General features: G+C 42.7%; 36 protein-coding genes. All 36 read right to left on the bottom strand.

Translation table 11 applies throughout. From position 1 onward, the window contains the following. Positions 1-643 precede the first annotated feature (643 nt). A complete protein-coding gene (gene rplQ, locus NYE23_RS20330) occupies positions 644-1,006 on the bottom strand; it encodes a 50S ribosomal protein L17 (RefSeq protein ID WP_009336608.1) in 363 nt (120 codons plus the stop codon). A gap of 76 nt (positions 1,007-1,082) precedes the next feature. Further along, positions 1,083-2,027: a DNA-directed RNA polymerase subunit alpha gene (locus NYE23_RS20335; protein WP_035332273.1), complete on the bottom strand. Its 945-nt coding sequence runs from the start codon at positions 2,025-2,027 to the stop codon at positions 1,083-1,085. Positions 2,028-2,200: 173 nt separating this feature from the next. Then, a complete protein-coding gene (gene rpsK / locus NYE23_RS20340; RefSeq protein WP_035332274.1) occupies positions 2,201-2,590 on the bottom strand; it encodes a 30S ribosomal protein S11 in 390 nt (129 codons plus the stop codon). A gap of 22 nt (positions 2,591-2,612) precedes the next feature. Beyond that, positions 2,613-2,978 (bottom strand): 30S ribosomal protein S13, encoded by a 366-nt coding sequence (gene rpsM / locus NYE23_RS20345; RefSeq protein ID WP_009336605.1) that lies wholly within the window; start codon positions 2,976-2,978, stop codon positions 2,613-2,615. Between the two features lie 23 nt (positions 2,979-3,001). Further along, on the bottom strand, positions 3,002-3,115 hold the full coding sequence (gene rpmJ, locus NYE23_RS20350) for a 50S ribosomal protein L36 (RefSeq protein ID WP_000868344.1): 114 nt from the start codon (positions 3,113-3,115) through the stop codon (positions 3,002-3,004). 35 nt (positions 3,116-3,150) lie between these two features. Then, the gene (gene infA, locus NYE23_RS20355; RefSeq protein ID WP_009336604.1) at positions 3,151-3,369 is read right to left on the bottom strand and encodes a translation initiation factor IF-1; all 219 of its coding nucleotides are present in this window, start codon (positions 3,367-3,369) and stop codon (positions 3,151-3,153) included. Next, complete coding sequence (locus tag NYE23_RS20360; protein ID WP_341080341.1) at positions 3,351-3,683, bottom strand: KOW domain-containing RNA-binding protein; 333 nt, start codon at positions 3,681-3,683, stop codon at positions 3,351-3,353. The genes infA and NYE23_RS20360 overlap by 19 nt, the downstream gene beginning before the upstream one ends. Positions 3,684-3,699: 16 nt before the next feature. Next, positions 3,700-4,446, bottom strand: coding sequence for a type I methionyl aminopeptidase (gene map, locus NYE23_RS20365; protein WP_341080343.1), 747 nt, complete (start codon positions 4,444-4,446; stop codon positions 3,700-3,702). Further along, entirely contained in the window at positions 4,443-5,093 is a 651-nt protein-coding gene (locus NYE23_RS20370) for an adenylate kinase (RefSeq protein ID WP_095245987.1), read from the bottom strand. The genes map and NYE23_RS20370 overlap by 4 nt, the downstream gene beginning before the upstream one ends. Before the next feature lie 58 nt (positions 5,094-5,151). After that, on the bottom strand, positions 5,152-6,447 hold the full coding sequence (secY, locus tag NYE23_RS20375; protein WP_341080347.1) for a preprotein translocase subunit SecY: 1,296 nt from the start codon (positions 6,445-6,447) through the stop codon (positions 5,152-5,154). Continuing rightward, entirely contained in the window at positions 6,447-6,887 is a 441-nt protein-coding gene (gene rplO / locus NYE23_RS20380; protein WP_035332284.1) for a 50S ribosomal protein L15, read from the bottom strand. Before rplO ends, secY begins: the two co-directional genes overlap by 1 nt. A 32-nt stretch (positions 6,888-6,919) precedes the next feature. Then, complete coding sequence (rpmD, locus tag NYE23_RS20385; RefSeq protein WP_009336598.1) at positions 6,920-7,102, bottom strand: 50S ribosomal protein L30; 183 nt, start codon at positions 7,100-7,102, stop codon at positions 6,920-6,922. A gap of 13 nt (positions 7,103-7,115) precedes the next feature. Then, positions 7,116-7,616, bottom strand: coding sequence for a 30S ribosomal protein S5 (gene rpsE, locus NYE23_RS20390; protein ID WP_009336597.1), 501 nt, complete (start codon positions 7,614-7,616; stop codon positions 7,116-7,118). 24 nt (positions 7,617-7,640) lie between these two features. Further along, a complete protein-coding gene (rplR, locus tag NYE23_RS20395) occupies positions 7,641-8,003 on the bottom strand; it encodes a 50S ribosomal protein L18 (RefSeq protein WP_035332285.1) in 363 nt (120 codons plus the stop codon). Between the two features lie 32 nt (positions 8,004-8,035). After that, complete coding sequence (rplF, locus tag NYE23_RS20400; protein WP_035332287.1) at positions 8,036-8,572, bottom strand: 50S ribosomal protein L6; 537 nt, start codon at positions 8,570-8,572, stop codon at positions 8,036-8,038. Positions 8,573-8,603: 31 nt separating this feature from the next. Beyond that, positions 8,604-9,002, bottom strand: coding sequence for a 30S ribosomal protein S8 (rpsH, locus tag NYE23_RS20405; RefSeq protein ID WP_035332289.1), 399 nt, complete (start codon positions 9,000-9,002; stop codon positions 8,604-8,606). A 29-nt stretch (positions 9,003-9,031) separates the two neighbouring features. After that, positions 9,032-9,217, bottom strand: coding sequence for a 30S ribosomal protein S14 (gene rpsN, locus NYE23_RS20410; protein ID WP_009336593.1), 186 nt, complete (start codon positions 9,215-9,217; stop codon positions 9,032-9,034). Between the two features lie 25 nt (positions 9,218-9,242). Further along, complete coding sequence (gene rplE / locus NYE23_RS20415; RefSeq protein ID WP_009336592.1) at positions 9,243-9,782, bottom strand: 50S ribosomal protein L5; 540 nt, start codon at positions 9,780-9,782, stop codon at positions 9,243-9,245. 26 nt (positions 9,783-9,808) lie between these two features. After that, positions 9,809-10,120 carry a 50S ribosomal protein L24 gene (rplX, locus tag NYE23_RS20420; RefSeq protein WP_035332291.1) on the bottom strand — a complete coding sequence of 104 codons (312 nt, stop codon included), beginning with the start codon at positions 10,118-10,120 and terminating at the stop codon, positions 9,809-9,811. Between the two features lie 37 nt (positions 10,121-10,157). Further along, positions 10,158-10,526 carry a 50S ribosomal protein L14 gene (gene rplN / locus NYE23_RS20425; protein WP_009336590.1) on the bottom strand — a complete coding sequence of 123 codons (369 nt, stop codon included), beginning with the start codon at positions 10,524-10,526 and terminating at the stop codon, positions 10,158-10,160. 41 nt (positions 10,527-10,567) lie between these two features. Next, on the bottom strand, positions 10,568-10,831 hold the full coding sequence (rpsQ, locus tag NYE23_RS20430; protein ID WP_009336589.1) for a 30S ribosomal protein S17: 264 nt from the start codon (positions 10,829-10,831) through the stop codon (positions 10,568-10,570). Between the two features lie 21 nt (positions 10,832-10,852). Further along, positions 10,853-11,053, bottom strand: a complete 201-nt coding sequence (rpmC, locus tag NYE23_RS20435) for a 50S ribosomal protein L29 (RefSeq protein ID WP_009336588.1) — start codon at positions 11,051-11,053, stop codon at positions 10,853-10,855. Further along, a complete protein-coding gene (gene rplP / locus NYE23_RS20440; RefSeq protein ID WP_048011516.1) occupies positions 11,043-11,477 on the bottom strand; it encodes a 50S ribosomal protein L16 in 435 nt (144 codons plus the stop codon). Before rplP ends, rpmC begins: the two co-directional genes overlap by 11 nt. A gap of 1 nt (position 11,478) precedes the next feature. After that, the gene (gene rpsC, locus NYE23_RS20445) at positions 11,479-12,135 is read right to left on the bottom strand and encodes a 30S ribosomal protein S3 (protein WP_009336585.1); all 657 of its coding nucleotides are present in this window, start codon (positions 12,133-12,135) and stop codon (positions 11,479-11,481) included. A 3-nt stretch (positions 12,136-12,138) separates the two neighbouring features. Then, positions 12,139-12,480 (bottom strand): 50S ribosomal protein L22, encoded by a 342-nt coding sequence (rplV, locus tag NYE23_RS20450; protein WP_009336582.1) that lies wholly within the window; start codon positions 12,478-12,480, stop codon positions 12,139-12,141. An 18-nt stretch (positions 12,481-12,498) separates the two neighbouring features. Then, complete coding sequence (rpsS, locus tag NYE23_RS20455) at positions 12,499-12,777, bottom strand: 30S ribosomal protein S19 (RefSeq protein ID WP_009336580.1); 279 nt, start codon at positions 12,775-12,777, stop codon at positions 12,499-12,501. 60 nt (positions 12,778-12,837) lie between these two features. Next, positions 12,838-13,668 carry a 50S ribosomal protein L2 gene (gene rplB / locus NYE23_RS20460; RefSeq protein WP_035332294.1) on the bottom strand — a complete coding sequence of 277 codons (831 nt, stop codon included), beginning with the start codon at positions 13,666-13,668 and terminating at the stop codon, positions 12,838-12,840. 30 nt (positions 13,669-13,698) lie between these two features. Further along, positions 13,699-13,983, bottom strand: coding sequence for a 50S ribosomal protein L23 (rplW, locus tag NYE23_RS20465; RefSeq protein ID WP_035332296.1), 285 nt, complete (start codon positions 13,981-13,983; stop codon positions 13,699-13,701). Beyond that, on the bottom strand, positions 13,983-14,606 hold the full coding sequence (gene rplD / locus NYE23_RS20470; RefSeq protein ID WP_035332298.1) for a 50S ribosomal protein L4: 624 nt from the start codon (positions 14,604-14,606) through the stop codon (positions 13,983-13,985). The genes rplW and rplD overlap by 1 nt, the downstream gene beginning before the upstream one ends. Before the next feature lie 28 nt (positions 14,607-14,634). After that, positions 14,635-15,261 carry a 50S ribosomal protein L3 gene (gene rplC, locus NYE23_RS20475; protein ID WP_035332300.1) on the bottom strand — a complete coding sequence of 209 codons (627 nt, stop codon included), beginning with the start codon at positions 15,259-15,261 and terminating at the stop codon, positions 14,635-14,637. 40 nt (positions 15,262-15,301) lie between these two features. Further along, positions 15,302-15,610 (bottom strand): 30S ribosomal protein S10, encoded by a 309-nt coding sequence (rpsJ, locus tag NYE23_RS20480; protein WP_009336571.1) that lies wholly within the window; start codon positions 15,608-15,610, stop codon positions 15,302-15,304. Positions 15,611-16,108: 498 nt separating this feature from the next. Continuing rightward, positions 16,109-17,296, bottom strand: coding sequence for an elongation factor Tu (tuf, locus tag NYE23_RS20485; RefSeq protein ID WP_009336569.1), 1,188 nt, complete (start codon positions 17,294-17,296; stop codon positions 16,109-16,111). Positions 17,297-17,415: 119 nt separating this feature from the next. Then, entirely contained in the window at positions 17,416-19,494 is a 2,079-nt protein-coding gene (gene fusA, locus NYE23_RS20490; RefSeq protein WP_341080352.1) for an elongation factor G, read from the bottom strand. Positions 19,495-19,545: 51 nt separating this feature from the next. Beyond that, positions 19,546-20,016 carry a 30S ribosomal protein S7 gene (rpsG, locus tag NYE23_RS20495; RefSeq protein ID WP_009336565.1) on the bottom strand — a complete coding sequence of 157 codons (471 nt, stop codon included), beginning with the start codon at positions 20,014-20,016 and terminating at the stop codon, positions 19,546-19,548. A gap of 42 nt (positions 20,017-20,058) precedes the next feature. Next, positions 20,059-20,481 carry a 30S ribosomal protein S12 gene (gene rpsL, locus NYE23_RS20500; RefSeq protein ID WP_009336562.1) on the bottom strand — a complete coding sequence of 141 codons (423 nt, stop codon included), beginning with the start codon at positions 20,479-20,481 and terminating at the stop codon, positions 20,059-20,061. Between the two features lie 103 nt (positions 20,482-20,584). Continuing rightward, positions 20,585-20,833: a 50S ribosomal protein L7ae-like protein gene (locus tag NYE23_RS20505; protein ID WP_341080356.1), complete on the bottom strand. Its 249-nt coding sequence runs from the start codon at positions 20,831-20,833 to the stop codon at positions 20,585-20,587. Positions 20,834-20,932 lie beyond the last annotated feature (99 nt).

The raw sequence follows: 20,932 nt of genomic DNA on the forward strand, positions 1-20,932 counted from the left end.
CTTTTCCTTGGTGCTCACCCCCGACGCCTCGAGGGGGCAGCCGCTGAAGCTGGATGCAAACACCCTTCCACAGAGTTGTTCCCATCGTTCAATATTATATAGTTTCTTATATAATGAAAAAACCCGCCATTGTTGGCGAGCTTTAAATAGTTCGATAATAGGTTATGTTACCGGATAGCAAGCGTTGAATGATACCATTCTCCCACACTTGTAATACACAAGAAAATCTGGATTTCTGCTATCTAAGCTTATTGGATGCCTATTATGCCTCCCTATTAAAAGCTCATACTGACGCAGTATGGTGGTTGGTTCTTGCTACTGTATAAATGTTCAAAGACCTCGATTTCCTTATGGTTTATGAACAAACTTAATTTAAAAAAGCCTGCACCTCTTTCCGTCAGGCAGTAAACTGCCGGGCGCATTTCATATTTCCGGAAGAGGTGCATGAGCTAGACGAGTCAATGTACCAGGCAATGGCGAATCTATTGCTCATCCATCCCTGTTTACTAGCTGTACATGCTCATCGTAACGCTCGTTTTTGGCCTGATTTCGGCGCTCCTGACAAATTAAGGAAGCAGCCGCTTTTATAGAAAAAGGGCAAAGAACAAGTTCAATAAAACCGTCCCGCGCCCTTCCTTAAAAATTATACTAACTCGATGATTACCATTGGCGCACCGTCTCCACGACGAGGTCCAAGTTTCATAATACGAGTGTATCCGCCTTGGCGCTCTTCATAACGAGTTGCGATGTCGCTGAATAATTTTTGAACTGCATCCTGGTCAGTTTCAGCGTTAGCTACCTCGTTGCGAACAAATGCAGCTGCTTGACGGCGTGCATGCAAGTCGCCGCGCTTTCCAAGAGTGATCATTTTCTCAACAACTGAACGAAGTTCTTTCGCACGAGCTTCAGTTGTTTCGATGCGCTCATTGATGATTAGATCTGTTGCTAAGTCACGCAGCATAGCTTTACGTTGTGAGCTAGTGCGTCCTAACTTTCTGTATCCCATGAAAGTTTCCCTCCTTTGTTGAAGTCATTCAATCTGCTGAAAGCAAACATATAGATAATCAATTAATCTTCATTAATCAATCGTCTTTGCGTAAGCCCAGTCCAAGATCTTCTAATTTATGTTTTACTTCCTCAAGTGACTTTCTGCCAAGGTTACGGACCTTCATCATATCCTCTTCAGTCTTATTGGCTAATTCCTGAACAGTATTGATGCCAGCGCGCTTTAAGCAGTTGTAAGAACGTACAGACAAGTCAAGTTCTTCAATTGTCATCTCAAGTACTTTCTCTTTTTGGTCTTCTTCTTTTTCAACCATGATTTCGGCATTTTGAGCTTCATCAGTTAACCCGACAAAGATATTCAAATGCTCAGTTAAGATCTTCGCTCCAAGTGCAACCGCATCTTGAGGACCTGTACTGCCGTCAGTCCAAACATCGAATGTTAACTTATCATAGTTAGTCATTTGACCCACACGTGTATTCTCTACCTGGTAAGAAATACGAGCTACTGGAGTGTAGATGGAATCGATCGGAATCACACCGATTGGCTGATCTTCTCTCTTGTTTTGGTCAGCTGGTGTATAGCCTCTTCCGCGTCTTGCAGTTAAACGCATGCGCAGGTGGGCATTCGAACCTAGAGTAGCAATATGAAGATCCGGATTAAGGATTTCAACATCGCTGTCATGTGTTACGTCAGCTGCCTTCACTACACCTTCACCCTGAACATCGATTTCCAATGTTTTTTCTTCATCAGAGTAGATTTTAAGTGCTAGTTTTTTAATGTTTAAAATGATAGATGTTACATCTTCTACGACGCCTTCAATTGTTGAGAACTCATGAAGTACCCCATCAATTTGGATCGATGTGACAGCGGCACCTGGGAGTGAGGATAAAAGGATACGACGTAAGGAGTTACCCAAAGTTGTACCATATCCACGCTCAAGTGGCTCGACGACGAACTTGCCGTACTTGGCATCATCGCTGATCTCAACCGTTTCGATTTTTGGTTTTTCTATTTCGATCATCAAAATATACCCTCCTTCAAAACGTCGAAACCCCGGCTAGCAATCTCTAACCGAAATTCCCCCATGTATACGTTCCCGTTTTGTGCACAACAACTGGAATAATTGTTCTGTATAACTAAAAAATTAGTATCATATCCCATTATAGACAAGGATACAAATTCTATACAGAAAAATTATACACGGCGGCGTTTTGGCGGACGACATCCGTTATGAGGAACTGGAGTTACGTCTCTGATAGCAGTAACTTCTAGACCAGCAGCTTGAAGAGCACGGATTGCAGCTTCACGTCCTGCACCAGGTCCTTTAACAGTTACTTCAAGGGATTTCATACCGTGTTCCTGAGAAGTTTTAGCTGCAGTTTCAGCTGCCATTTGTGCTGCGAATGGAGTAGATTTACGAGAACCTTTGAATCCAAGAGCTCCAGCACTTGACCATGAAATAGCATTTCCATGAACATCAGTGATAGTTACGATTGTGTTGTTGAAAGTAGAACGGATATGTGCAATACCCTGTTCAATATTCTTTTTCACACGACGCTTACGTGTATTAGTTTTACGAGCCATTTAAAGTTACCTCCTTTACCGATTATTTCTTCTTGTTCGCTACAGTCTTACGAGGACCTTTGCGTGTACGAGCGTTGTTTTTAGTGTTTTGTCCGCGAACCGGTAAACCACGGCGATGACGTAGACCGCGATAGCTTCCGATCTCCATTAGACGTTTGATGTTTAGTGAAACCTCACGGCGAAGGTCACCTTCAACTTTCAATTTGTCGATGATGTCACGGATTTTGTTAAGTTCATCTTCTGTAAGATCACGAACACGAGTGTCTTCAGAAACACCAGCTTCAGCCAAAACTTTCTGAGCTGTAGATTTACCAATACCAAAGATATAAGTTAATGAGATTACTACACGTTTTTCACGTGGAACATCTACACCAGCAATACGTGCCATTGTATAAGCGCACCTCCTTCGAATTAACCTTGTTTTTGTTTATGTTTAGGGTTTTCACAGATAACCATTACTTTTCCACGTCTGCGGATAACTTTACACTTTTCGCAGATTGGTTTAACTGATGGTCTTACTTTCATTATCCTAACCTCCTTAATAGTACGGAGTGCAATGATTATTTAAAACGATATGTGATTCTACCGCGTGTTAAATCATATGGAGATAGCTCAACTGTTACTTTATCTCCAGGTAAAATGCGGATGAAGTGCATGCGGATCTTACCGGATACATGAGCTAGCACTGTATGACCATTTTCTAATTCTACCTTAAACATTGCATTTGGCAAAGTATCAACAACTGTGCCTTCTATTTCGATTACATCGTCTTTCGCCATTGAACTTTTTCTCCCTTCTTCATGTCATATACGAATTCATTTACATACTTTGCAAGCGCAAAGCGCAACTTTCCATTTGTTACACGGCCGGTCTCCTGGAGACTGGTCTGAACTTCTGGAGAGATATAATTAAGCAATTGCAGATGCTGAACGTTCTTTTTCTTCGGGCGGTCGAATTTCTTCTTGCCGCCGTCAGCAAGCATAACATATCTTTCATCCAACAACCTTATAATTATAGCATATTGACCAGCATCGCTTCCACTTTTGATCAAAACAATTTGACCAGGCTGCGGAACCGTTTCAGAACCAACCAATGGAATCACCTGCACCTTAGGCTTTTGTCAGTATTTCATAACCGGATTCAGTGATCGCTATTGTATGCTCAAAATGTGCACACCTTTTACCGTCAACCGTTACAACTGTCCAGTTATCGGTTAAGGTTTTAACATAACGACTTCCTGCATTCACCATAGGTTCAATAGCAAGTACCATTCCCGGCTTTAAGCGCGGACCTCTGTTCGGGGGTCCATAATGAGGAATTTGAGGATCCTCATGTAAGTCTTGCCCTATACCATGGCCGACATACTCGCGTACAATGGAAAAGCCATTAGATTCCGCATAAGTTTGGATAGCATGGGAGATGTTCGACAAGCGCTCACCCGGTTTTGCTTCTTCAAGGCCCTTATATAACGATTCCTCTGTCACATCCATCAGACGCTCGGATTCCTCATCAACTTGGCCAATAGCATAAGTCCAGGCTGAGTCACCATGATAACCGTTATATTTAGCACCGATATCAATGCTGATTATATCACCGTCATTTAAAACTCGACCACCAGGAATGCCATGAACAAGTTCATCGTTAACTGAAGCACAGATGCTGCCGCGGAAACCATTATACCCTTTGAATGATGGAATTGCATCGTGTTTACGGATAAACTGGTCAGCAATAACATCCAGTTCGCGGGTTGTGATACCGGGTGCAATATGTTTTTTCAGCTCCTGATGTGTAAGTGCTACGATTCTGCCGGCCTCACGCATTATTTCAAGCTCACGCGGGGTTTTGCAAATGATCATTGTAAGCCCCCGAGCAATGCATCAAGATCAGAAAATACTTTATTAATATCCTGCTGACCATCAATATTGCGCAGATAACCTTTCGTTTCGTAGAAATCAAGCAACGGTTTAGTTTGCTTAATATTAACGTCAAGTCTATTCTGAACAGTCGCTTCATTATCATCAGCACGCTGATACAGCTCACCGCCGCAGCGATCACACACTCCGTCTTTCGCTGGCGGATTGAATACTAAATGATAAGTAGCTCCGCAGTCTTTACAGATGCGGCGTCCTGTAAGACGTTCCATTAGAATACTCTGATCAACATCAATATTAATAACATAATTAATTTTCTTGTTCAAATCAGAAAGGATGTTTTCAAGGGCATCTGCTTGGGCAACCGTTCTTGGGAAGCCATCCAGCAAAAAGCCTTTTTCGCAATCATCCTTGCTTAATCGTTCACGTACAATGCCGATTGTTACCTCATCAGGAACAAGCTCGCCTTTATCCATGAATGATTTTGCTTTAAGGCCTAGGTCCGTTTCGTCTTTAATAGCCGCACGGAACATATCTCCGGTAGAAATATGAGGGATGCCGTATTTTTGGACGATCTTCTCGGCTTGTGTACCTTTACCGGCACCAGGGAGCCCCATTAAAACTAAATTCACGTCAATTTCCCCCTAGTCTCTAAATGGTATAAGGGAACATGCGTCCCCTACAACCAAATTATTTAATGAAACCTTTATAATGACGTTTAACCAGTTGTGCTTCAAGCTGCTTCATCGTTTCAAGTGCAACACCGACAACGATCAGCAGGCTTGTGCCTCCAATTTGCGCAGATTCAGGCAATCCGGCGATATTGATGAAGAATACCGGCAGGATTGAAATCACTGTCAGGAATAGCGCACCGACAAAAGTTAAACGGTATAAGACGCGAGTCAGATATTCCTGCGTGTTATTTCCTGGACGGATGCCCGGGATATAACCGCCCTGCTTCTTCAGGTTTTCCGCAACTTGTTCCGGATTCACCTGAATGAAAGCATAGAAATAAGTAAAAGCAATGATTAATGCACTATAGATGACCATTCCGATTGGAGACGTATAGTCAAATATTCTTTGAATCCATAGCGTCACATCATTCTGCTCAAAGAAACCGGCAATGGTTCTTGGCGTGATGATGAAAGAAATCGCAAAGATTACTGGAATTACACCAGCTGCATTAACTTTTAACGGAAGATGAGTTGATTGTCCGCCAGCAGAATTTTGTCCTGCTGTTACACGCTTAGCATATTGAATAGGAATTTTTCTTAATGCCTGTTGGATGAAGATTGTTCCTACAACAATAGCAATGACTGCGACTAAGATAAGCACGATTGTCACAATGCGAAGGAATAGCTGCTCTCCAGCATTTTCAAACTGCTGAGCGTAAATCTGGTTCACCGTTGAGGGAATCCCAGCTACGATACCAGCAAAGATAATGATGGATATACCATTTCCTACACCTTTTGATGTAATCTGCTCACCAAGCCACATTAGAAATGCAGTTCCAGCAGTCAATACCACAGCAATCAATAGATAAGAGGTAATTCCCGGATTCTCAATCAGCATTCCGCCTGCTAGGTTATTAAACCCATAAGACATACCGAGAGCCTGGATAAAACCAAGCACGATAGTAAAGTAACGGGTAAACTGAGCTAACTTACGGCGTCCAACGTCTCCCTGCTTTGACCATTCCGTAAACTTAGGAACAACATCCATCTGCAGAAGCTGCACAATGATGGATGCCGTAATGTACGGCATGATACCCATTGCAAGAATTGAGAAGTTTAGGAGCGCCCCGCCGCCGAATGTATTCAGAACACCGAATACATTAAGTTCATCCTGGGCTTTTAATAGCTCTGCATTTACGCCCGGTACAGGGATAAATGTACCGATGCGAAATACAATCAGCATTAAAAGGGTGAAAATAATCTTTCGTCTTATATCACCCACACGCATAAAATTGGAGATTGTCTGAAACATTAAATCACCTCTGTTTGACCGCCGGCAGCTTCAATAGCTTCCTTTGCAGCAGAGGAGAATTTATGAGCTTTAACTGTAAGCTTTTTCTCAACTTTGCCTTTTGCAAGAATCTTGATTCCTGCTTTTTCGTTGCTTACTACACCAGTTTCGATAAGAAGCGCTGGAGTTACTTCAGCTCCATCTTCGAAACGGTTTAAAGCATCAAGGTTCACAATCGCGTACTCTTTACGGTTGATGTTAGTGAAACCGCGTTTAGGCAAGCGTTGGAATAAAGGTGTTTGACCACCCTCGAATCCAGGACGGACACCGCCGCCAGAACGAGCGTTTTGACCTTTATGACCCTTACCAGCAGTTTTACCGTTACCGGAACCGATACCACGGCCTTTGCGTTTGCGTTCCCCACGAGAACCTTCTGCAGGCTTTAATTCATGAAGTTTCATGTTGGCACCTCCTTATTTGTAGAAGAATAGATTTATTTTTCTTTTACCACAACAAGGTGAGCAACTTTGTTGATCATTCCGCGGATAGCAGGATTATCTTGATGCTCAACTGTTTGGTGCATTTTGCGTAAGCCAAGAGCCTTAACTGTTTCGCGCTGGTCTTGCGGGCGACCAATCACGCTGCGAGTGAGGGTTACTTCTAGTTTATTCGCCATTTGATATCCCTCCTTATCCTAACAGTTCTTCTACTGATTTACCACGTAATTTCGCTACGTCCTCAGCACGTTTTAATTGAGTTAAACCGTTCAAAGTGGCGCGAACCATGTTGATTGGTGTGTTAGTACCTAAAGATTTAGATAAGATATCACCAACACCAGCTAATTCTAGAACCGCACGAACTGGACCTCCGGCGATTACACCAGTACCTTCAGAAGCAGGCTTAAGAAGGATTTCTCCAGCACCGAAGTGACCAATTACCTGGTGAGGAATTGTAGTTCCAACCATAGGTACTTCGACTAAGTTTTTCTTAGCATCTTCAATAGCTTTGCGGATCGCTTCAGGAACTTCCTGTGCTTTACCTGTACCAAAGCCAACGTGACCGTTTTTGTCACCTACTACTACAAGAGCAGAGAAACGAAAACGACGTCCACCTTTAACAACCTTTGCTACACGATTAACCGTAACTACGCGCTCTTCAAGTTCAAGTTTGTTTGGATCAATACGACGCATCTTTTTGTGTCCCTCCTTTGTCTATTAAAATTCTAAACCATTTTCACGTGCTGCATCAGCTAATGCCTGAACACGTCCATGATATAGATAGCCACCACGATCGAAAACGACAGCTTTAACGCCTTTTTCGACTGCGCGCTTTGCAACTAATTCTCCGACCTTTACTGCTGCATCAACGTTGCCAGTTGCATCAAGGTTCACTTCTTTATCTTGTGTAGAAGCACTTGCTACAGTAACTCCGTTTACATCATCAATAAGTTGAGCATAAATGTGCTTGTTTGAACGATACACATTTAAACGAGGACGAGCCGCAGTTCCAGAAAGTTTCGCACGCACACGAGCATGTCTTTTCTTACGAACTGCATTTTTATCAGCCTTCGTAATCATTTCGGTCACTCCTTTCGTTTACCTAAGCGGCATTACTTACCAGTTTTACCTTCTTTACGACGAACATATTCGCCTTCATAGCGGATACCTTTACCTTTGTAAGGCTCTGGAGGACGAACATCACGAATGTTAGCAGCCAATGCGCCAACACGCTCTTTGTTAGTACCTTTAACAATGATCTTTGTGTTAGATGGCACTTCAACCTCAATACCTTCTTCAGGCTCGATTTCAACAGGATGAGAGTAACCAACGTTTAAAACAAGCTTTTTGCCTTGTTTTTGAGCACGGTAACCGACACCGATAAGCTCTAGTCCTCTTTCGAATCCTTTTGACACACCCTCAACCATGTTAGCTAGAAGTGCGCGAGTTGTTCCGTGCAATGCGCGGTGTTCTTTCGCATCAGATGGACGGGAAACGTTGATTACGCTGTCCTCCACCTTGATTTCGATATCCTGGTTGAATGAACGAGTTAGTTCACCTTTAGGACCCTTCACAGTAACAGTGTTATTGTCATTAGTAACAGTAACACCAGTTGGAATTTCGATTGGTTTTTTACCTATACGAGACATTTAATTGCACCTCCATTCATGAAAAACTCTATTACCAAACGTATGCTAATACTTCTCCGCCGACTTGTTTAGCGCGGGCTTCTTTATCAGTGATAACTCCTTGAGAAGTAGAAACTAGTGCGATTCCAAGACCGTTAAGTACGCGAGGTACTTCATCAGCCTTTGCGTATACACGAAGACCAGGCTTACTGATACGCTTAAGACCAGTGATAACGCGTTCGTTGTTTGAACCGTATTTTAGGAAAATGCGGATGATGCCTTGCTTGTTATCCTCGATAAGCTCAACATCACGTACAAAACCTTCACGCTTTAAGATCTCTGCAATTTCTTTCTTGATGTTAGAAGCAGGAACTTCTAATTTTTCGTGACGAACCATGTTCGCATTACGGATGCGAGTAAGCAAGTCTGCAATTGGATCTGTCATGACCATTGTTTTTACCTCCTTCCCATGCTTGGGGTTTACCAGCTAGCTTTTTTCACGCCAGGAATTTGTCCTTTATATGCTAATTCACGGAAACAAATACGACAAAGCTTAAATTTACGGTATACAGAATGTGGACGTCCGCAGCGTTCGCAGCGAGTGTACTCCTGTACCTTGTGTTTAGGCGTGCGTTTTTGTTTCGCAATCATTGACTTTTTAGCCACGTTTTCGCCTCCCTCTATTTAGCGATTACTTTTGGAATGGCATTCCAAATTGAGTTAAAAGTTCACGAGCTTCTTCATCAGTGTTAGCTGTAGTTACGATAACGATATCCATACCACGAACTTTGCTTACTTTATCGTAATCAATCTCAGGGAAGATCAACTGTTCTTTGACACCTAGAGTATAGTTACCACGGCCGTCAAATGACTTCTTAGAGATACCGCGGAAGTCACGTACACGTGGAAGAGATACAGATACTAACTTATCAAAGAACTCATACATGCGCTCTCCACGAAGAGTAACCTTCGCACCGATTGGCATACCTTCACGAAGACGGAAGCCAGCGATTGATTTCTTAGCGCGAGTGATAACCGGTTTTTGACCAGTGATCAAAGTTAATTCCTCAACAGCTTTATCTAGTGCTTTAGCGTTTTGAACAGCGTCACCAACACCCATGTTGATAACGATTTTTTCAAGCTTAGGTGCTTGCATAACTGATTTATAGTTAAACTTGCTCATTAGAGCAGGAGTAATTTCTTTTGAATGCTTTTCTTTTAGGCGGTTCATTCATTGTACCTCCCTTCTTCTTTGAACTATTTATCTAGAACTTCACCGGATTTTGTTGCAACACGTACTTTTTTGCCATCAACCGTTTTATAGCCTACACGAGTTGGTTCACCAGATTTAGGATCGACAGGCATAACGTTTGATACATGAACAGGTGCCTCTTGGCTGATGATTCCGCCTTGCGGGTTCATCTGAGAAGGCTTAGAGTGTTTCTTTACAATGTTAACTCCTTCAACAAGCACTCGGCTTTGTTTAGGGAACGCTGCAAGAATAACGCCCGTTTTGCCTTTATCCTTACCAGAGATGACCATAACTTTGTCACCTTTTTTCACATGCATCTGTGCGCACCTCCTTAAAGGCAATTTGATTTGTTATTTATAATACTTCTGGAGCTAAAGATACAATTTTCATGAAGTTGTTTTCACGTAGTTCACGGGCAACCGGTCCGAAGATACGAGTTCCGCGTGGTCCTTTGTCATCACGAATAATTACACATGCGTTTTCATCGAAACGAATGTAAGTACCGTCATTACGGCGTACACCGCTCTTAGTACGAACAACTACCGCTTTAACAACATCACCTTTTTTAACAACGCCACCTGGTGTTGCTTGTTTCACTGTACAAACGATAACATCACCGATGTTAGCAGTTTTGCGGCCAGAGCCACCAAGAACTTTGATTGTAAGTACTTCACGAGCACCAGAGTTGTCAGCAACTTTTAAACGTGATTCTTGTTGAATCATGTGTGTAACCTCCCTTCGGGATAAATCTCCCAACCGAACAATTAGATAATAACTGCTTTTTCAACTACTTCTACAAGACGGAAGCGTTTAGTCGCAGATAGTGGACGAGTTTCCATAATACGAACGATATCGCCAGTTTTTGCTTGGTTTTGCTCATCATGAGCCTTGAACTTTTTAGAGTACTTAACGCGTTTACCGTAAAGTGGATGCTTTTTGTAAGTTTCGACAAGAACCGTTACTGTCTTATCCATTTTGTCAGAAACGACGCGTCCAGTGTAAACTTTGCGTTGGTTGCGTTCACTCATTGTGCGAACCTCCTCTCAATATCACTTGCTAAAGCCGATTTCTCTTTCACGAATAACAGTTTTCATGCGGGCAATCGCTTTGCGTACTTCACGAATGCGAGCTGTGTTTTCAAGTTGTCCAGTCGCCAATTGAAAGCGAAGGTTGAAAAGCTCTTCTTTTAATGATTTTACTTTTTGTTCAATTTCGGCAGTGGTAAGGTCACGAATTTCATTAGCTTTCATTTGATTCACCACCAATTTCTTCTCGTTTTACAAACTTGCACTTAACTGGAAGTTTGTGTGCTGCAAGACGTAATGCTTCACGAGCGATCTCTTCAGATACACCAGCGATTTCGAACATTACTTTACCAGGCTTAACAACTGCTACCCATCCTTCAGGAGCACCTTTACCGGAACCCATGCGGACTTCTAGAGGCTTTGCAGTGTATGGTTTGTGAGGGAAAATTTGAATCCAAACTTTACCGCCACGTTTCATGTAACGAGTCATTGCAATACGTGCAGATTCAATTTGACGGTTAGTGATCCAAGAAGCTTCTAGAGCTTGAAGGCCATATTCACCGAAGTTTACTTCAGTTCCGCCTTTTGATTGACCACGCATTTTTCCGCGGTGTACACGACGATATTTTACGCGCTTTGGCAATAACATATTATTTGCCTCCTTCCCCAGTTTTCTTCTTCGTAGGAAGGACCTCTCCACGATAGATCCATACTTTTACGCCCAATTTACCGTAAGTTGTATCAGCTTCAGCTGTAGCATAATCGATATCAGCACGAAGAGTATGAAGTGGAACTGTTCCTTCGCTGTATGATTCTGAACGAGCGATATCAGCACCGCCTAAACGACCAGATACCATTGTCTTGATACCTTTAGCGCCAGCGCGCATTGCACGTTGAATAGTTTGTTTTTGAGCACGACGGAAAGATACGCGGTTTTCTAATTGACGAGCAATGTTTTCCGCAACCAATTTCGCATCGATATCTGCTCTTTTGATTTCAAGAATGTTGATGTGAACACGCTTGCCAGTTAATGAGTTAAGTGACTTACGAAGTGCTTCAACCTCAGTACCACCTTTACCGATAACCATTCCTGGTTTCGCAGTGTGGATAGTGATGTTCAGGCGATTAGCAGCACGTTCGATTTCTACTTTAGAAACAGAAGCATCGCTTAAGCGCTTTGTGATGTACTCACGAACCTTAAGGTCTTCGTGTAAAAGATCAGCATAGTCTTTGCCTGCGTACCATTTTGACTCCCAATCACGGATGACACCGACACGCAAACCGACTGGATTTACTTTTTGACCCACTGATTATCCCTCCTTCTTTTCTGATAAAACGATAGTAATATGGCTAGTGCGCTTGTTGATTTGGCTTGCACGGCCCATAGCGCGAGGACGGAAACGTTTTAAAGTTGGTCCTTCGTCTACGAATGCTTGAGCAACTACCAGGTTGTTAACGTCCATTTCGTAGTTGTGCTCAGCGTTAGCTAGTGCAGATTTTAAAACTTTCTCTACGATTGGAGAAGCAGCTTTAGGTGTAAGGTTTAAAATCGCCACTGCTTCGCCTACTTGCTTTCCTCGAATTAAATCTACGACTAAACGAGCTTTACGAGGAGCAATACGAACTGTTCTTGCAACAGCTTTAGCTTGCATTAGAATGCCCTCCTCTCATTAACGTCTTGTTTTCTTATCATCATTGCCATGGCCTTTGTACGCACGTGTTGGAGCAAATTCTCCAAGCTTGTGGCCTACCATGTCTTCAGTGATGTATACAGGCACATGTTTACGACCATCATAAACTGCGATTGTGTGTCCGATGAATTGTGGGAAGATCGTAGAACGGCGAGACCAAGTTTTAGTAACTTGCTTGCTTTCTGTTTCATTAAGCTTTTCGATCTTTGTCATTAAATGTTCATCAACAAAAGGTCCTTTTTTTAAGCTGCGACCCATGATTGAACCTCCCTTCGTGATTGCTCTACGGTTCTTAGTTGGAACCGTAGTACAATCCCGTTATTTTTTACGACGACGTACGATAAATTTGTCTGATTTGTTGTTCTTCTTGCGTGTCTTGTAACCAAGTGTTGGCTTGCCCCAAGGAGTCATAGGAGACTTACGTCCGATTGGCGCACGTCCTTCACCACCACCGTGTGGGTGATCGTTAGGGTTCATTACAGATCCACGTACAGTTGGGCGCTTGCCTAACCAGCGTGAACGACCTGCTTTACCAATGTTAATAAGCTCGTGCTGCTCGTTTCCGACTTGACCAACAGTCGCACGGCACTCAGCAAGAATCATGCGAACTTCACCAGAGTTTAAACGAACTAATACGTACTTGCCTTCTTTACCAAGAACTTGTGCAGAAGTACCAGCAGAGCGTACTAATTGTCCGCCTTTACCAGGTTTTAATTCGATGTTGTGGATTACAGTACCCACTGGAATGTTAGCTAGTGGAAGTGCATTACCCACTTTGATATCTGCTTCAGGACCAGACATTACTTCCATGCCCACCTGTAAGTTCTTAGGTGCAAGGATGTAACGCTTTTCTCCATCTACATAGTTAATTAGTGCAATATTTGCAGAGCGGTTTGGATCATATTCGATTGTGGCAACGCGTCCTGGAATGCCATCTTTGGTACGTTTAAAATCGATGATACGATATTGACGTTTATGACCGCCGCCTTGATGACGAACTGTCAACTTACCTTGGTTGTTACGGCCGCCTTTTCTCTTTAAAGGAGCAAGTAAAGACTTTTCTGGTTGGTTAGTCGTGATTTCTGCGAAATCAGAAACCGTCATGCCGCGACGACCATTAGAGGTAGGTTTATACTTTTTAATCGCCATTTCGTTTCCCTCCTCTTCTAGTTATAGTGATTAAGCTTCAAATAGCTCGATTTCTTGGCTTTCAGCTGTTAATTTAACGATCGCTTTACGGCGTTTGTTAGTGTAACCGCCGAATTTGCCCATACGCTTGAACTTGCCTTTGTAGTTCATGATGTTAACTTTCTCAACTTTAACGCCAAAGATTTGCTCTACAGCGTCTTTAACTTGAGTCTTGTTAGCTCGTACGTCAACTTCGAACGTATATTTTTTATCAGCCATAATGTCAGTAGAACGTTCAGTGATTACGGGGCGCTTAATGATATCGCGTGCATCCATTATGCAAGCACCTCCTCTACTTTTTCAACCGCTGCTTTCGTCATGATAAGCTTATCATGGTTTAAAACATCTAAAACAGTGATTCCAGAAGCAGACACAACTGTTACACCAGGGATGTTACGGGCAGATAGTGCCACGTTCTCATCTAGGTCTGCAGTTACGATAAGCGCTTTTGAATCAACAGAAAGACCAGTTAATACACCTTTAAAGTCTTTAGTTTTAGGAGCTTCGAAAGCAAGGCCTTCTAATACTAGGATGTTTTCTTCTAATACTTTAGAAGATAACGCAGATTTGATTGCCAGACGGCGAACCTTTTTAGGCAGTTTGTAGCTGTAGCTGCGTGGTACAGGACCAAATACAGTACCGCCTCCGCGCCATTGTGGTGAACGGATTGAACCTTGACGTGCACGGCCTGTGCCTTTTTGGCGCCATGGCTTGCGTCCTCCGCCCGCTACTTCAGAACGAATTTTAGTTTTATGAGTCCCTTGACGTAATGAAGCTCTTTGCATAACAACGGCTTCGAATAATACGTGCTGGTTAGGCTCGATACCAAAGATCGCATCATTAAGTTCGATATCACCAACTTTAGATCCGCTTTGGTTAAACAATGCTACTTTCGGCATTCTGTTTTCCTCCTTTCCGGTTTAATTATTATGCTTTTACCGCACTTTTGATTTTTACTAATGCTTTTCTGGCACCAGGTACATTACCTTTGATCAAAAGAAGGTTGCGTTCAACATCAACTTTAACGATTTCAAGGTTTTGTACAGTCACTTGCTCTCCGCCCATACGTCCAGGTAATAATTTACCTTTGAATACACGGTTTGGAGCTACAGGACCCATTGAACCAGGGCGACGGTGGTAACGAGAACCGTGAGCCATAGGCCCGCGAGATTGTCCGTGGCGCTTGATGGCACCCTGGAAACCTTTACCTTTTGAAATTCCTGTTACATCAACAGTATCGCCTTCTGCGAAAATATCAACTTTGACTTCTTGACCAACTTCATATTGTCCTAAATCAGCTCCGCGGAATTCGCGTACGAAGCGCTTAGGAGCAGTGTTTGCTTTAGCAACATGCCCTTTTTCAGGTTTGTTGGACAACTTGTCGCGCTTGTCTTCGAATCCAATCTGGATTGCTTCATATCCATCAGTTTCAACTGATTTCTTCTGAAGAACAACGTTAGCAGCTGCCTCAACTACTGTTACCGGGATAAGATCACCGTTTTCAGCAAATACTTGAGTCATACCAATCTTTCTTCCTAAGATTCCTTTGGTCATTTCAGTCACACCTCCTAAGTTTCTTATGATTATTTATTGATTAAAGTTTGATTTCGATATCTACACCTGACGGTAAGTCTAAACGCATTAGAGAATCAACCGTTTGTGGTGTTGGGTTAACGATGTCGATTAGACGTTTATGCGTACGCATTTCGAACTGTTCACGAGAGTCTTTATACTTGTGAACCGCACGTAGGATTGTGTAAATAGACTTCTCAGTTGGTAATGGAATCGGACCTGAAACAGCCGCACCAGAACGTTTTGCAGTCTCAACAATCTTTTCTGCTGATTGATCTAGAATTCTGTGATCATACGCTTTTAAACGAATACGAATTTTTTGTTTTGCCATTATTTTCCCTCCTTTTCGCCTATTTTAATATAGACATTCTCCGTGAAAATTTCCCACACACTCGCCATGGCAAAGCGGCCGGGTGTGTCAGCAACCTTTCACATCATCGCAGTCAAAGACCAACATTGTCTATTATACAGAAACAATAAATGAAATGCAACATGTATATGTTATTTCTTTTTGTTCCGCACACTTTTACTATTATAACTGCTGTGTATTGAGTTTTCAATAGTATAGGAAGAAGTCTAACTATTTGCACTGTGGTTAGTTAAATAGAAAAATATAATGGTGATTATATATAGAAGAAAAGCGGTTTTGATCGGGGGAGTGTTAAGGAGGAAGTATCTCTTTTCGGCGATTAGAAGCAGACCCGCAAGAAATCTTATTGGAATACGATCGATGCTTTTTTATTTCATTCATCTTTTTATGTCTTAAATTATTGAAGCAGCATACAAAAAAACAGATGGGTCGTCACCCATCTGTTTTTATTAGTTGAGATTACTCTTGGATTGTAGCAACTACGCCAGCGCCTACAGTACGTCCACCCTCACGGATAGAGAATTTAGTACCTTCTTCGATAGCGATTGGAGCGATTAGTTCTACAGTCATTTCGATGTTATCTCCAGGCATAACCATTTCTACGCCTTCAGGAAGATTACAGATACCAGTTACATCAGTTGTACGGAAGTAGAACTGAGGACGGTAGTTAGTGAAGAATGGAGTATGACGTCCACCTTCTTCTTTTGAAAGAACGTAAACTTCAGCTTTGAACTTAGTGTGTGGAGTGATTGAACCTGGCTTAGCAAGTACTTGTCCACGTTGGATATCTTCACGCGCAACACCACGAAGAAGGGCACCAATGTTGTCTCCAGCTTCAGCATAGTCAAGAAGCTTACGGAACATTTCTACACCAGTTACAGTAGTTGATTTTGGCTCTTCAGCAAGACCGATGATTTCGATAACGTCACCGACTTTAACTTGTCCACGCTCAACACGTCCTGTAGCAACAGTACCACGGCCAGTGATTGAGAATACATCCTCAACAGGCATCATGAATGGCTTGTCAGTGTCACGAGTTGGAGTTGGGATGTACTCGTCAACAGCTGCCATAAGTTCTTCGATTTTAGCTTCCCACTCAGCTTCTCCTTCAAGAGCTTTAAGTGCAGAACCTTTGATTACAGGAATGTCATCACCAGGGAATTCGTACTCAGAAAGAAGGTCACGAACTTCCATTTCTACTAATTCAAGTAGTTCTTCGTCGTCAACCATGTCACACTTGTTCATGAATACAACAAGGAAAGGAACACCAACCTGACGAGAAAGAAGGATGTGCTCACGAGTTTGTGGCATTGGGCCGTCAGCAGCAGAAACAACTAGGATTCCGCCGTCCATTTGTGCAGCACCAGTGATCATGTTTTTAACATAGTCAGCGTGACCTGGGCAGTCAACGTGTGCATAGTGACGGTTTTCAGTTTCGTACTCAACGTGTGCAGTTGAGATTGTGATTCCACGCTCGCGCTCTTCTGGAGCCGCGTCGATTTGATCGTATCCGCGTGCTTCACCGCCGCCCTTTTTAGAAAGAACAGTTGTGATAGCTGCAGTTAAAGTAGTTTTACCATGGTCAACGTGTCCGATAGTACCGATGTTAACATGGGGTTTTGAACGGTCAAATTTAGCTTTTGCCATTTGAAAAATCCTCCTTCAGATTATAAAAGTTAAGTATTTGATGCTGTGGAGAGGTTTCCCTTTCCACAGCGCTTATAGCCTACAATAGTAGTTATACTTTATTGAAAAGGTAAAATCAATTATTCACCTTTATTTTTTTTGATGATTTCTTCAGAAATTGATTTTGGTACTTCTTCATAGTGGTCGAAGTGCATTGAGAATGTACCGCGTCCTTGCGTGTTAGAACGCAATGAAGTTGCATATCCAAACATTTCTGATAGTGGAACCATCGCACGAACTACTTGTGCGTTACCGCGAGCTTCCATACCTTCAACGCGTCCACGGCGTGAAGTTACATCACCCATGATGTCTCCCATGTATTCTTCAGGGATTACGACTTCAACCTTCATAACCGGCTCAAGAATTACAGGGTTACATTTTGACGCAGCGTTTTTAAGTGCCATAGATGCAGCAATCTTAAACGCCATTTCAGAGGAGTCAACATCATGGTAAGAACCGTCAAATAAACGGGCTTTGATGTCTACCATTGGGAATCCGGCAAGTACTCCTCTATCTAGAGAATCTTCAAGACCCGCTTGAACAGCTGGGATGTATTCACGAGGAACGACACCACCAACGATTCCGTTTTCGAATTCGAAGCCTTTACCTTCTTCATTAGGACTAAATTCGATCCAAACGTGACCGAATTGTCCGCGTCCACCGGATTGACGTGCGAATTTACCTTCAACCTGAGCTGAACCGCGGAAAGTTTCACGGTATGCAACCTGAGGAGCACCTACGTTAGCTTCCACTTTAAATTCACGTCTCATACGGTCAACAAGGATATCAAGGTGAAGCTCACCCATACCCGCGATGATAACCTGTCCAGTTTCCTGGTCAGTATGAGCGCGGAATGTAGGATCTTCTTCTTGAAGTTTTTGAAGAGCAGTTGTCATTTTATCTTGGTCAGCCTTTGATTTAGGCTCGATAGATAATGAGATAACCGGCTCTGGGAATTCCATAGACTCAAGAATAACAAGATTCTTTTCATCACATAGAGTATCCCCTGTAGTAGTGTCTTTAAGACCTACAGCAGCAGCGATATCTCCAGCGTGTACTACTGAGATCTCTTCACGGGAATTCGCATGCATTTGCAGGATACGTCCTACACGCTCACGCTTTCCTTTAGTAGAGTTCTGTACATATGAACCAGAGTTTAATGTACCGGAATACACACGGAAGAATGTAAGTTTACCAACGTAAGGGTCGGTCATAACTTTAAATGCAAGTGCTGAGAATGGTGCATCATCGCTTGAAGGACGAGTAACCTCTTCTTCTGTATCCGGTGTTGTACCTTTAATAGAAGGTACATCAAGTGGAGATGGAAGGTAGTCGATTACTGCATCAAGCATTTTTTGAACACCCTTGTTTTTGAAAGCAGAACCACAGATAACTGGGTAGAATTCAACGTTTACTGTACCTTTACGAATAGCAGCTTTAAGCTCTTCGTTAGTGATTTCTTCACCGCCAAGGTATTTCTCCATTAATTCTTCATCAAGTTCAGCTACCGCTTCAATTAGCTTTTCACGGTATTCTTCTGCTTGATCCATGTATTCAGCTGGAATTTCACGGTCTTCGATATCAGTACCCAAATCGTTTCCGTAGAATGTAGCTTTCATTTCAATTAAGTCGATGATGCCTTCGAATTGATCTTCAGCACCAATCGGTAATTGAATTGCAGCTGCATTCGCTTGAAGACGATCATGAAGAGTCTTCAATGAGTACAAGAAGTCTGCACCGATTTTATCCATTTTGTTTACAAATACCACACGTGGTACTCCGTAAGTAGTAGCCTGACGCCAAACTGTTTCAGTTTGCGGCTCAACACCTGACTGTGCGTCAAGTACAGCTACCGCACCATCAAGAACACGAAGTGAACGTTCAACTTCAACTGTGAAGTCTACGTGTCCAGGAGTGTCAATGATGTTAACGCGGTGGCCTTTCCACTGTGCAGTTGTCGCAGCAGAAGTGATTGTGATTCCACGCTCTTGCTCCTGCTCCATCCAGTCCATCTGTGAAGCACCTTCGTGCGTTTCACCGATTTTGTGGATACGGCCAGTGTAGTAAAGTACACGCTCAGTAGTTGTTGTTTTACCGGCATCGATGTGAGCCATGATACCGATATTACGAGTATTTTCTAAGGAGAACTCTCTAGCCATTGGGTCTTTCTCCTTCCTAGTATGAGTGTTATTTTAGTTAAGCAGTATATCTTACCAGCGATAGTGAGCAAACGCTTTGTTTGCTTCTGCCATTTTGTGTGTATCTTCACGTTTCTTAACAGATGCACCAGTGTTGTTAGCTGCATCAAGGATTTCGTTAGCTAAACGCTCTTCCATAGTCTTTTCACCGCGAAGACGCGCATAGTTTACTAACCAGCGAAGACCAAGAGTAGTACGGCGGTCAGGACGCACCTCAACTGGTACTTGGTAGTTTGCACCACCTACACGGCGTGCTCTAACTTCAAGTACAGGCATGATGTTTTTAAGCGCCTGATCGAAAACTTCCATTGGTTCTTTGCCAGTGCGCTCGCTGATGATATCGAACGCAGAGTAAAGAATTGCTTGAGATTTACCTCTCTTACCATCGATCATCATTTTGTTGATCAGACGGCTAACTAGCTTTGAGTTGTAAATCGGATCCGGCAATACGTCTCTTTTTGCTACAGGACCTTTACGTGGCATGGATTGTTCCTCCTTTCAAAGATGGTTGTCTATTAATTAGAATTATTTTTTAGCTGCTTTTGGACGCTTAGCACCGTATTTAGAACGGCCTTGCATACGGTTGTTAACACCAGCAGTATCTAAAGCGCCGCGCACGATGTGGTAACGCACACCCGGTAAGTCTTTTACACGTCCTCCACGGATAAGAACAACACTGTGCTCTTGAAGGTTGTGCCCGATACCAGGGATGTAAGCATTAACCTCGATACCATTTGTTAAACGAACACGAGCATATTTACGTAATGCAGAGTTCGGTTTCTTTGGAGTCATTGTACCAACACGAGTACAAACACCACGCTTTTGAGGTGAAGCTACATTTGTTTGAGCTTTTTTGAAGCTGTTGTAGCCTTTGTTAAGAGCAGGTGAGTTTGACTTCTCAGACTTAGTTTGACGAGGCTTGCGCACTAATTGATTAATAGTAGGCATTTGATTTTTCCTCCCTTCGAATTTGTTTAAGCCCACACATCCAGGTGGTTCATTTTGAAGCAAAAACAAAGTTCTTGCAGATACCAATCTACAAAAACAGTTTTTAAATAGATATGGCAACAGCTGCTGCCCCAACTTCGATTCCGCATGCTTTTCCGAGTTTTTTCATCGAATCGACATACACAATCGGAACGTTCATCTCATTCGCTGTACTAACCACTTTGGCTGTAATCCTAGGATCAGCATCACTGGCGACTACGACTTCATCGATTGTTCCCAGTTTAAGAGCTTTGACTGTTTGCTTTGTTCCTACAATAATACTTTTTGCCTGCAATACTTTATCATAAGACATTTACGGCATCCTCCAAAGTATCCGGTGAATAGGAGCACCTTTGCTATAGTAACACCTTCATATTTCAATGTCAACAAGCAAATTGATTTTTATTTTGTT

The sequence above is a fragment of the Cytobacillus sp. FSL H8-0458 genome (genome assembly GCF_038002165.1).
Classification (GTDB): domain Bacteria; phylum Bacillota; class Bacilli; order Bacillales; family Cytobacillaceae; genus Cytobacillus.